General features: G+C 43.4%; 9 protein-coding genes and 1 pseudogene. 5 read left to right on the top strand and 5 right to left on the bottom strand.

Annotation, left to right across the window (positions count from 1 at the left end; translation table 11 throughout):
* The first annotated feature begins 183 nt into the window (after window positions 1-183).
* The 5 genes from AAFP11_RS27365 to AAFP11_RS27385 all read left to right on the top strand — a co-directional run bounded on the left by AAFP11_RS27365 (window position 184) and on the right by AAFP11_RS27385 (window position 6,673).
* Entirely contained in the window at window positions 184-1,830 is a 1,647-nt protein-coding gene (locus tag AAFP11_RS27365) for an ATP-binding protein (RefSeq protein ID WP_341739861.1), read from the top strand.
* Complete coding sequence (locus AAFP11_RS27370; protein WP_341739862.1) at window positions 1,820-2,272, top strand: response regulator; 453 nt, start codon at window positions 1,820-1,822, stop codon at window positions 2,270-2,272. The genes AAFP11_RS27365 and AAFP11_RS27370 overlap by 11 nt, the downstream gene beginning before the upstream one ends.
* A gap of 65 nt (window positions 2,273-2,337) precedes the next feature.
* Window positions 2,338-5,607, top strand: coding sequence for a GAF domain-containing protein (locus tag AAFP11_RS27375; protein WP_341739863.1), 3,270 nt, complete (start codon window positions 2,338-2,340; stop codon window positions 5,605-5,607).
* Window positions 5,608-5,645: 38 nt separating this feature from the next.
* Window positions 5,646-6,026 (top strand): response regulator, encoded by a 381-nt coding sequence (locus tag AAFP11_RS27380; protein ID WP_341739864.1) that lies wholly within the window; start codon window positions 5,646-5,648, stop codon window positions 6,024-6,026.
* A 266-nt stretch (window positions 6,027-6,292) separates the two neighbouring features.
* Window positions 6,293-6,673, top strand: a complete 381-nt coding sequence (locus tag AAFP11_RS27385; protein ID WP_341739869.1) for a response regulator — start codon at window positions 6,293-6,295, stop codon at window positions 6,671-6,673.
* 936 nt (window positions 6,674-7,609) lie between these two features.
* On the opposite strand, the gene AAFP11_RS27390 is transcribed toward AAFP11_RS27385, so the two are convergent.
* The 5 genes and pseudogenes from AAFP11_RS27390 to AAFP11_RS27410 form a co-directional block, all read right to left on the bottom strand.
* Window positions 7,610-8,848, bottom strand: a complete 1,239-nt coding sequence (locus tag AAFP11_RS27390; protein WP_341739865.1) for a pentapeptide repeat-containing protein — start codon at window positions 8,846-8,848, stop codon at window positions 7,610-7,612.
* A 111-nt stretch (window positions 8,849-8,959) separates the two neighbouring features.
* The gene (locus AAFP11_RS27395; protein WP_341739866.1) at window positions 8,960-9,595 is read right to left on the bottom strand and encodes a Uma2 family endonuclease; all 636 of its coding nucleotides are present in this window, start codon (window positions 9,593-9,595) and stop codon (window positions 8,960-8,962) included.
* Window positions 9,596-9,692: 97 nt separating this feature from the next.
* The gene (locus AAFP11_RS27400; protein ID WP_341739867.1) at window positions 9,693-10,280 is read right to left on the bottom strand and encodes a Uma2 family endonuclease; all 588 of its coding nucleotides are present in this window, start codon (window positions 10,278-10,280) and stop codon (window positions 9,693-9,695) included.
* 39 nt (window positions 10,281-10,319) lie between these two features.
* The gene (locus AAFP11_RS27405; protein ID WP_341739868.1) at window positions 10,320-11,486 is read right to left on the bottom strand and encodes a pentapeptide repeat-containing protein; all 1,167 of its coding nucleotides are present in this window, start codon (window positions 11,484-11,486) and stop codon (window positions 10,320-10,322) included.
* Window positions 11,487-11,903: 417 nt separating this feature from the next.
* Window positions 11,904-12,454: pseudogene (locus tag AAFP11_RS27410) on the bottom strand (Asp-tRNA(Asn)/Glu-tRNA(Gln) amidotransferase GatCAB subunit B); the annotation flags it as partial.

Consider the following 12,454-nt stretch of genomic DNA (forward strand, 5'->3'; position numbering starts at 1 on the left):
CACGATCGCAGGTGGTTATGCACGGGTTTTGCTCTATTTTACCTGTTTATCTTGCACTAAACTCTCGATCGCGCGATCGAAACCCAGGCCACGTCAAGTGCGATCGATATATTCAGCAAGCCCTATTTAGGTTTGCGTTTTCCCGATAGCGATATTCCCAAATCATCAAAAGAACTCTATCGTTTGAATAAAATACGCTTAATTCCGAACATCAATTATCATCCGGCTGCTTTAATTCCCACTCATTGTCCCCTAACAAATGCTTCTCCCGATTTGAGCTTTTCTGTTTTGAGAAGTGTTTCTCCCATTCATATTGAATATTTACAAAATATGAAAGTGGGCGCATCTATGTCTATTTCATTATTAAAAAACAATCAATTATGGGGCTTAATTGCTTGCCATAATAACACGCCCAAATATCTGCCCTATCAAACCAGAACAATTTGTGAATTTATCGGACAAATCATGTCCCTTGAATTAAGTAACAAAGAAGAAAACGAGAATTTAGATGACAAAATTCGGCTAAAAAACCTGCAATCTGATTTTGTGGAAAGTATTTATCAAGCTGAGGATTTCGTCGAGGCGGTAGGACGAGATCGAGATCGTTTGTTAAGCTTGGTTAATGCCACAGGTGCAGCCATCATTTCTGATGATTTAGTCAGGCTATTTGGGAAAACTCCTTCAGAAAATGAGATTAATCAATTAATAGATTGGGTTGTTCCTCTTCTGCAAAATAATTTTTATTATACGGACTGTCTGCCTCAAGTCTATCCCCCAGCAGTAGAGTTTAAAGACTTAGCTTGTGGTTTAATTGTTGCATCTATTACTAAGATACAACGGAATTTCATTTTATGGTTTCGTCCTGAAGTAATTCAAACTGTAGATTGGGGAGGCAATCCTGATAAGCATGAAACAATTGATGAGGAGGGAAATCACAGAATGTCCCCGCGTAAATCTTTTGAAAAGTGGCAGGAGATTGTGCAATTAAAAAGCTTACCCTGGCAAGCTAATGAAATTGATGGCATAGTTGAATTACGCAGCAGTATTGTCGGCATAATTCTGAAAAAAGCCGATGAGTTAGCCTCGATTAATGAAGATTTGCAGCGCAGTAATAATGAATTGGATGCTTTTGCTTACATTGCTTCTCACGATCTGAAAGAACCGTTAAGGGGAATTCACAATTATGCCAGTTTTTTGTTGGCAGATTATCAGGACAAATTAGAGGAAGACGGGGTTAATAAATTAAATACATTAATGGACTTAACCAAGCGCATGGAGAATTTAATTAATGCTTTACTGCATTTTTCGCGCTTGTCTCGTGCGGATATAAACCGAAATAACATCGATTTAAATAATTTAGTTACTAATGTTATCGACTTGATTAAAATCAATCAATCGGATTTTCAAATCTCGATCAAAATTCCTAAAAGTCTGCAAATTAAAGGCGATCGCGTTTTAACCGAAGAAATTTTTGTGAACTTAATTAGTAATGCGATCAAGTATAACGATCGCCATGAAAAACGCATAGAAATTGGGTGTATAATGGAGAAACCCGATTGGGCATCCCTCGAGCATCCTTGTTTTCACCAAAACCTCCCGGTTTTTTATGTCAAAGACAATGGAATTGGCATCAAAGAAAAACATTTAGATACCATTTTTCGGATTTTTAAACGCTTGCACGCCCCAAATAAATATGGAGGTGGCACCGGGGCAGGATTAACGATTGTTAAAAAAATTGTCGAACGACATGGAGGACAAATTTGGTTAGAATCAAAATACAAGGAAGGAACGACATTTTATTTTACTATGACAGCGCCAAATGAAAAATGAGGATAAACCTATCAGCATATTAGTGATCGAAGATAGTGATGAAGATTATGAAGCCTTCCAGCGGGTTGTCAAAACGTTTCCGGGTTCATTCTCGATTTACCGCTGTGAGGATGGCGATACAGCTTTAGAATTTTTGCTTCAAGAAGAAAGTTATGCCGATCCGGAACTCGCCCCTCGTCCTAATTTAATTATCTTAGATTTAAACTTACCCGGAACCGATGGACGAGAGGTATTAGCAACCATCAGAACTAAACAGAAATTAAGTTTAATTCCGGTTGTGGTTTTTACCACATCTTTTAATCAAAAGGATGTAAAATTTTGCTATGCCCACGGGGTGAATGGTTATCTATTAAAACCAATGGGAATATCGGCTTTAACGGATACGCTAAACACTTTATTTCGATATTGGTTTGAATTTTCAATTTTACCGGAATTATCCTAAGTTAGTTTAAAGGCAAAACATTTTATTTTCAGACTAGAACCAAGTAGAAAAAAGCAGAGGATAATATGGACGATCGCAACAAAACTCAAGACCAACTGATTGCTGAATTAGAACTTTTGCGGGGGGAAGTCGCGACTTTCAAGCAGACGGGGCGATCGCATCCCGAAACTCACCTACCACAGATCACACCCGTAGTGGCAAATTTGACCGCTCCCTCTGTCAGTTTAGCCGATCGCCTTGAGGTCCCAGGACAATACACCATTCTGTTGATAGATGATTCAGAAGTCGATCGCGCTACCTACCGACGATATTTGAGGGAAGATCGCGATCGCACCTACGAGATTGTCGAATTTGATAACGGCGAAGATGCTCTCGAATGGTGTCAGCAGAAAATCCCAGATATTTTTCTACTCGATTACTTGTTACCCGATATGGATGGGTTAGAGTTGTTGCAGCAACTCCAGCAACTGACTGGGCGAAATACCCTGCCCGTGATTATGTTCACAGGTCAGGGAAATCTCCAAATTGCCGTTGATTTACTCAAAAGTGGTGCTCAGGATTATTTAGACAAAAGCCAGATTACCCCTCAAATCTTGCAGAAATCCATTAGCTATATCCTGCGACAAAACCAACTAATTCGAGAACGCGAATGGCAACAAAAGCAACAGCAACTACTGGCAAAAACAGCACTTTCTATCCGGGAATCCCTCAAATTAGAGGATATACTCAATACTACGGTAAAGGAAGTCAGAAACATTCTTCAGTGCGATCGCGTGATTGTTTTTCAATTTTCTGATGACTGGGGTGGGAAAGTTGTTGTCGAGTCGGTGGCTGATGGCTGTATGGCTATTTTACCGGTGCTGATTTATGACCCTTGTATTGGGAAAGATTATGCTGAGCCATTCAGAAAAGGTTTAATTACGGCAAAATCGGATATCTATAATTCTGGAATTAGCCCCTGTCACATCGAATTTCTAGAAACTTTACAAGTCAGGGCAAATTTAGTAGTTCCCATTGTCAAAGGAGATAAATTGTGGGGGTTACTGGCTGCTCATCATTGTACTGCTCCTCGCCAGTGGCAACCTTCAGAAATTGAACTGTTGCAACAGGTGGTAACTCAATCAGGCATAGCCATTCAACAAGCCGATTTATTGGAACAGTTACAAACGGAACTGAGGGAGCGCAAACTAGCAGAAATGGCCATAAAACAACTAAATACCGAACTAGAACAACGGGTAATAGAACGAACAGCAGAACTAACCGAGGTAAACGATCGCCTGTTAGTTACCTTACTAGAAAAAGAACACGCCTATCAACGGTTAGATGAACAATCACAACTGCTAGAAGACCTCTACAACAATGCTCCCTGCGGCTATCACTCCGTAGATGCAGAAGGGACTATAGTTCAGATGAATGATACGGAACTGAAGTGGCTTGGCTATACCCGTGATGAAATTCTGCACAAAAAGAAGTTTACCGATTTAGTTACAACTGAAAGTCAAAGTATTTATTATCAAATTTTGCCCCTGTTCAAAGCACAAGGATGGATCGAAAATCTGGAGTTTCAGATGTTGCATAAGGATGGATCTACCCGATGGATCAGCCTAAATGCCAGCGCGGTTAAAGATGATGCAGGTAATTTTTTAATGAGTCGTTCTAGCTTATTTGATATTAGCGATCGCAAACAAGCAGAAACAGCCTTACTACAAAAATTCCAACAGGAAAAGTTACTCTGGAGGATTACTCAAGGGATTCGCCAATCTTTAGATCTGAATGTAATTCTGAATACTGCTGTGGCTGAAGTCAGGCAGACATTACAAACCGATCGCGCTGCTATTTACCGCTTTAATCTGGATTGGAGTGGCGATTTTGTGGTGGAGTCAGTTGGTGAAGATTGGGTAAAATTGATCGGATGCAATATTCAAAAAGCTTGTGAAGATATCTATCTGCAAGAAACTCAAGGAGGTCGTTTTCGCAATCATGAAAACTTTGTAATTGGAGATATTGATGCGGCGGGACTTCATCCATGTCATATCCAACTATTGGAACAGTTTCAAGCCAAAGCATACATGGCAGTTCCGATATTTGCGGGAGAATTTCTCTGGGGATTGTTAGTCATCTACCAAAATACTGCGCCTCGCAATTGGCAATCTTGGGAAGTAGAATTGCTAGAACAGATTGCCAGCCAATTGGCGATCGCAATTCAGCAATCGGAACTCTACGAACAACTTCAGATCGAACTGCAAGAGCGCCAGCAAGCAGAAGCCACAATCAGAGAAGCCGAACGACGTTGGCGATCGCTGCTGGATAACGTGCAGTTAATTGTTGTCGGACTTGATATAGGGGGAAATGTCAATTACGTTAATCCTTTCTTCTTAAAACTTACGGGATATACAAACCTAGAAGTTTTGGGCGAAAATTGGTTTGAAAACTTCTTACCTCCTGCTAGTCAAGAATCACTTAAAACCGTTTTCTCGGAAGTCTTGACCCACAATGCTCATCCCTATTATCGGAATTCGATCTTGACTAAATCCGGTGAAGAAAGATTCATTGCTTGGAACAGTACAACGCTGCAAGATGCCGAGTCAAATATCATTGGCAATATCAGCATTGGTGAAGATATTACTGAGCGCAAAAAAGTTGATGAGATTAAAGATGAATTTATTGGTATTGTCAGCCATGAACTTCGCACCCCTTTGACAGCAATTCAAATGTCACTGGGACTAATACAAACTGGGATTTACGATAAAAAGCCAGAAAAAGCCCGACGGATGATTGAAATTGCCCTACTCGATACTCATCGTTTGGTGAACCTGGTTAATGATATTTTAGATTTGGAGCGCATAGACTCCGGGCGGGCGGTTTTGGAGAAAACTGTTTGCAAAGCAGCAGATTTGATGCAGCAAGCAATTGAGCGGATACAGGCGATCGCGACTCAAGAGCAGATCACCCTAACTTTTACCCCCACCGATGTAGAAGTCTGGGCCGCCCCAGATACTATTATCCAAACCTTGACAAATTTGCTCGGTAATGCTCTTAAATTCTCGCCCGCCCAGTCCACAATCCACCTCAGCGCCGAAATCCAGACAGACTTTGTGCTATTCCAAGTCTGCGATCGGGGGCGGGGCATTCCTGCGGATCAGCTAGAACTGATTTTTGGCCGATTTCAGCAAGTTGATGCCTCCGATTCCCGTGAAAAAGGAGGAACTGGGTTAGGGTTGTCAATTTGTCAGAGTATTATTGAGCGACATGGCGGAAAAATCTGGGCTGAAAGTAGCTTAGGTGAAGGCAGCACTTTTTTCTTTACCCTACCTTTGCCTACCATTGAATTTTAGGGTTAATCCCAAATCTCAAATCTCAAATCCCAAATTGCATGATAGACAGACGAATTCTAGTTGTTGATGATGATGAACACCTCCGGGAACTGGTGCAGGCGTGCCTAGAAGATTTAGGAGGATGGGAAACGCTGGTGGCCCGATCGGGAGAGCAATGTTTGGAAATACTCAAAACAGAACGACCTAGTGCTATTTTGTTGGATGTATCTATGCCTGGGATGGATGGGGTTGCTGTGTACGATCGCCTCCAGTCCAATCCGATGACGCGATCGATTCCAGTGATTCTGCTGACAGCGAAAGTGTTGCCGAGCGATCGGGCTAAATTTGCCGAGATGGGCGTTACCGGGGTAATTTCCAAACCGATCCAACCCACCACCCTGACAGCAGAAGTCGCAGACATTTTGGGATGGGATGATTGATTTTATGAACAGGCAAGATGCCTGTTCCACAAAGAGTGAACTTTCTTGTGGAACAGGCATCTTGCCTGTTCTTCAGAATGGTGCAAGATCTTAGGTTTAACAAACTTTGTGAAATTTTGTAACAAATACTGAATCTTTACCAATTCCTTACCGTTGCTATTTAGTCTCCTGTTATGCAGTTAAAAGCTCTTTGCATAGTAGGAGCAGACTAAATGAATGCTTTGGAAGTGGTTAATTGTGATGGGACTCTCCTGCGCGAAAACAAGATGATAGGCAAGCAAATTCTGATCGTTGATGATGATGAACACCTCCGGGAACTGGTAAAGTTGTGCCTGGAAGACCTCGCGGGATGGAATACCCTGGTGGCGGCATCAGGAAAAGAATGTTTACAAATCCTAGAAACAGAACGACCATCAGCGATTTTGCTGGATGTATCAATGCCGGGAATGGATGGGATTGCCGTGTACGATCGCCTCCAGTCCAATCCGATGACGCGATCAATTCCGGTGATTCTGCTGACAGCGAAAGTCTTGCCGAGCGATCGGGCCAAATTTGCCAAGATGGGCGTTACCGGGGTAATTCCCAAACCATTCTCAGTCATCACCCTGAAAGAAGAAGTGGCAAAGATTTTGGGATGGGAAGAATAACTTTAATAATCTTTGTGAAATTTGGTAAAGATCGCTGAATCTTTACCAATTCCTGACAACTGATATCAATTCCGGTTGCACCGGAATAACAGAGGAGACGGCAGTGCCGTGTCCCTACAATGTTATTTTGGGTAGGGACACGGCACTGCCCATTGGTGTCAACTTAAGGTCAAATCCAGTCAGAGACTGTTGTTTGACTATTAAACTTAGATCCCCCCTAGCAAAGAGAACCCACCCCCAGCCCCTCCGAGGAGGGGAGCAAGAAGGGGGGGACAGGAGTCTTCTCAAAGTCCCCCTTCCCCCCTTGGGGGGGGCTAGGGGGGGTGGGGATTTAGGGGGATCTGGACTCGGATATAAACGAGATTTCTCAAGGGTTTCAGGCCTAAGTTGACACTAATGGGCACTGCCGTCTCCTAATTTTGGTTACTAATAATTCCGATGCAAACGGAAATGATATTAGTTGGTTCCAAAAATCTTCTGACTATTCTTACGAAAAATTTAGATTTGAATCAATTTCTTAAAAACCTTGTATTCTTTACCAAATCTTTATTTCTTACCTCTAGATTCATAGAAGTGGTGCTTCAACCCTGGTTACAGCACTTGGCAACAAGAGAGAAATACACTTTTTTTAAAATAGAGGTTTTTATGACAGGCTGTCCCTGCTGCTCGAATCAAATGCTCCGCCACGTTCGCCAGAGTCAAGTCTACTGGTTTTGTCGTCAGTGTTGGCAAGAAATGCCTGTTTACAATCTTAACAGCTACGGTTCAGTGCGATCTAGAAATTTAGTTACAAGCCTAGGGATTAAGAGACAACAGTTTTCATTAGGGGTAGTTTAACTGCACAAACAAAGTAAATGATGTTCAATTCCATCGCACAGGCGGGACGCCCGTGCCACAAGGGAGACGGATGGATGAAAGCTCGATCGCACTTAGCGACTAAACTTCCTCAAAAATTGCTCCCCGCTGCTGTAAATTCACTTTCATCTCCTCCGCAAGTCCTGAGTTATTCCCGAATCTGGCTGACTCGACATTCGCACCGCCCAGATTTGCATTTGTGAGGTTGACTTCTACCAAATTTGCATTGCACAAATTCGCACCGCTAAGATTAGCTAAAGCGAGACTTGCTTTGTACAAATCTGCACCTTTCAAATCGGCATTTCCGAAGAAAGCGCCACTCAAATCTGCACCGCTGAATTTGGCATTTTGCAGGTTGGCGTCGCTGAAATCGGCGTCGCTTAAGTCTGCACCACGGAAATTTGCCCGATCGAGATTTGCACTACTAAAATCAACGGCACTCAACGTAGTTCCGCGCAGGTTAGCGCCCGCGAAATCCTGTGCTGGATTGAGATTGGCGATTTTTGCCAACTCTGCAAAATCTTCGGTTTTGGCGGAGATAATGCGATCGACCATTTTCTGCAATTCGGCTGATGACTGAGAGAAGAATGCCTCCTCGCCTTTTTCAACCGCCGATGAATCGCAGCACAATAGCGCCCAACTGAGAGCAGGTTGGAGTTGATTTGCTTGCAGATATACTGTCAGTATTCTTTCTAAAACCGAATGTTGATTTGGGGTGATGTCGTGCGGCCACAAACCCTCAGCATCTGTGATATGAACATCTTCTTTTGTTACTTCAAATGTAGCATCAATACGGTAGTTAGTGGCTGTAATTTCTCCCAATTTAGCACTGGTTAGCAAGCCTTTTAAGACTGGCTTTCCTCGTTCCAACTCAAAAACCCAAGCTGGACTTGTATCGTCGCCTATTGTTGAAACATGACAGGAAGTGCCGTCAGTTTCGTCTATTTGTTGTGCGATTTTATTGGGGTTCGGGTCGTCGCTAATTTCCTGCCGATTTTCGGTCACTAAAATTTCTATACTGTTTTGAATTGGCTGAGTTTCTGCGGGTTCTAGGTTTAAATCGCCGACTAATTGACGCGATGCTAGGGGAATTTCGCAGTTTGTCAAATTTAGCTTGAGCGTACCTCCTTGCAGTCCAAATTTGACTCGCCCGCCTAGCAGCGGTTGCCAATGTTCGTTAAAATTGATGCTCAAGTAAAGATTGAGGTGCTGGAGCTCGGTTGCACTCTTCTGAATCGGAACTGCTTCTAATTGCATCCACAAGCAGTCTGGGTATTTGTTGTGATGTAGCGATCGCATATCGGGTAGAATTGCTGGCACTACCAGCCTGTAGTTTAGATTTAAATTAGTTTATAATCTCTAATTTATCACAACACAGCCTTTTTTTGTCTGTTTAAGTTGTAAATTTTTTTAAATTTTATCTGCGATTCCTTAGTTTTGCTGAATTTGGCTTTTTACCCAAGTCCGAAATGCTTTCACTAATTCCAAATAATCCATTGTTTCTGCTTGTTCCAGAAATGTGACAATCTCTAAAACAGCCACACTGGGAAATGCTAAACTGATCTCGCAATTAACATATTCTCCATTTTCTAATCTGTTTATTTTGAGTCGCGATCCATTATAGATCCAAACTTCCGGCACTCCCAGATCGGCATAAACCTGCAAGCTATTTTCCGAACTACTGGTAATATCAATTTCCACCACTAAATCCGGTGGCGGATCTTGACTCATATCGAGTCTTTTTTTGCCTTTAATTGCACTAATATTCTGGATATAAAAACATTCATCAGGTTCTGCACCGCTAAGTTCAGGACGCTTGAATGTGGTAGAGCCAAGAGGTTCAATTTTTACATCTAATTCTTCCGCTAAGGTTTCCACAAATCGACCCATTATTGTTTTGAAACGTTCGTGTTCAGGAGAAGGTACCATAATTTTCAAATTGCCACGATTATATGTCAGTCGAATTGGCCGATCGCCAATTTCGGCAAGCAAAGTTTCGTAAGTTTGCCAACTGATACCCGATAGCTGGACGATTTGTTCGGGCGGGGCGAGAGTTTGAGCAGTCATAGGGCTACTTTGGTGAAGAGTTCAATCGCACTTTTGCATCATATCATCAATCCGGGCGATGGCTACGCCCCGGCCCCGGCCTACGCACTCCTCACCTTCAATCACCCATCTGCGCCGGAAATACCGCAGATAAATCGAGAGACAAATCTGGGAAACCCGGAATTACCACAACCTCATTCGGCAAAACCACTCGTTTGACTCGATAATCGAAACCACCTCTTTGTTTCTGATAAGGTTCGGTGTGCATTTCCAGTTGAATATCTACCAAATTAAATATCCAATAATCAGAAATTCCCGATTCAGCATAGAGAGACAATTTAGTGTTCCGATCGTACTTCAAAGTAGAATCAGAAACCTCAATTACCAACAAAATATCAGCAGGCTCCGGGTGAGAAGATAAATAATTGTCTGAACAATTACGTGCGATCGCAACATCAGGCTCTGGTTCGCTATCAGCAGACAAAATAATCGGTTCCTGACCGCGCACAATCGCTCTGTCTTCTAGCAGGGAATACAATTTTCCAAACAGCCGGGAGTTACAAACCGAGTGAAACCTACCTTTAGCAGCCATTTTGATAATTTCTCCGCGAATCAATTCAAATCGGTTATCGGACTCAAAAAATCCCAGTTCTGCCAAACGGTGATATTCGGCGATCGAGAATCGTTTTGCAGTTACGCTAGTCATAGCTTTTCTGACCCTTTACAATTACCAACACTATCCATTCTACTCAAAAATTCCGCCCCGCTCCATCAACTCAACCTTCACCCCCTCAGAAATACCCAAACAACCAGCAAACTTGGCATTTTTTACCACAATATTTTTCAAATCCGCACGGCTCAAATCAGCACCATTCAAAGTTGCACCGCTCAAATTAACACCGCTCATATCAGAATTTCGGAAATCAGCACCCTGCAAGTTGGCACCAGCCAAATTCGCATTGGGTAAATAAGCACTGCTCAAATTTGCGTTAGTTAAATTGGCATTTTCTAAATTCGCCCGTGGCAACTTTGTCCGCAAATCAGCACCGCTTAAATCAGCATCATTGAGTTCGCTATCACGCAAATTAGCATTGCATAAAGTAGCATTAATTAACAGAGCACCGCTCAGCAAAGCACCGCTGAGATCTGCTAGGGTAAAATCAACACCGCTGAGGTTTGCATTCCGCAAATTTGCTCCGGCAAAATCAGCATATTGCAAATCAAAATTGCTTAAATCTGCTCCGGCAAAATCTTCCACCGGATTCAAACCAACCATTTCTGCAAGTTGTACAAAATCGTTATTTTGCTGACTTAAAAACATTTGTCGCACGATCGCCAATTGTTGCTGTCGGTAGTAGTTAGCTTGCTCGTAATTTGCTAAATACTTGTAAGCTAGCTTCAAATTCTTGAGGGCGTGGCGTTCAATGCGATCGTCTGCGATCGCGTGGGCGAGCTCCAACTGCTGATGATAGCACTGGAGCGCACCAGGCAAATCTCCTTTGGCATCGAAAGCTAAGGCCAAATTACCCAAAGCTTCTTCTTCCCCGCGATTGTCTCCCGTTTCGCGGGCGATCGCCAAACGCTGCTGCTGGTATTCAATCGCACCGTCAAAGTTCGACTGAGCACAGCAAGCATTGCCCAAATTGCCCAAAGCATTCGCCTCACCGCGGCGATCGCCAATTTCCCGCGCTAACACCAAATGCTGTTGATAGCAGTCGATCGCACGCGCCAAATCTCCCAGGGCTTCATAAGCAACTCCCATATTTCCCAGCGCCGCACCCGATCGACGTTTGTCATCGATTTCCCGATACAGACTCAGCGCCTGTCCCCAAGATTCCAGGGCGGCTTCAAATTCGCGTAGCTGATATTGGGAAATTCCCTGTTTGATTAGCTCATTAGCTTGTGGGCTCATAATAATCAAAATTAGTCATTTAACTAAAGTCGATATTAATCGTTAATGGGTAATTAATAAAAAGCCAACAAGGAAAAATTGCCAAAAAATAGAGAGCCGCCTCAGCGACTCTCCTTGCCATCAGGGTGCATCTACATAACACAAGATATCATATCTGCCATGAGGGGTCAACCCCCTTTATCAAAAAAATATAATCAGAAATTAGGACACGGCAGTACCCATTGGTGTCAACTTAAGCTGTCAGCCCGCCAATTCTCCCAGGAAAGCCCGCCAGTCCGCCAGGGGTTTAAACCCCTGTCTAATAGCTAAAGTCCTCTTCAGAGGACTTTCGCTTTGAGGCAGGGAATTCATTCCCTGCCGGACTATGGGTTCTACCTTAAGTTGACACGCTTTGGGCACGTGCCGTCTCCTCATTGCTTAGCCGTTGAGCTTGTTGGCTAGCAACTCATTGGTCAATTTGGGATCTGCCCTACCACCAGTCTCCTTCATCACCTTGCCGACAAAAAAGCCCAACAGCTTAGTTTTGCCCGCCCGGTACTGTTCGAGCTCCTTGGGATTGGCTGCCAAAACTGCATCGATCGCCCGATCGAGCGCACCAGTATCGGAAATTTGGATCAAACCCTTGCTCTCAACCAACTGTTGTGCAGAACCGCCCTTGGCTAGCAACTCCGGTAAAATATCCTTAGCGATTTTGCCACTGATGGTGCCTGTCTCAATTAGCTTCAGCAGTTGGGCCAAATTATCTGGTTTGAAAGGAATTTCGCCGATCGCCACTTGTTCGTTTTTGAGATAAGCAGTGATATCGCCCATCACCCAATTGGCAGCTTGCTTAGGCGCAGCACCAGCGGCGATCGCCTCCTCAAAATACTCTGCTACTGCTTTGTCATCAGTCAACACCCGCGCGTCATAGGGAGAAAGACTCAGTTGAGTTTCGTAGCGATCGCGCTTTTCGGCCGGCAATTCTGGCA

Origin of the sequence: Microcoleus sp. CAWBG640 (assembly GCF_020883015.1) — a bacterium.
GTDB classification, from domain to species: Bacteria; Cyanobacteriota; Cyanobacteriia; order Cyanobacteriales; family Microcoleaceae; genus Microcoleus; species Microcoleus anatoxicus.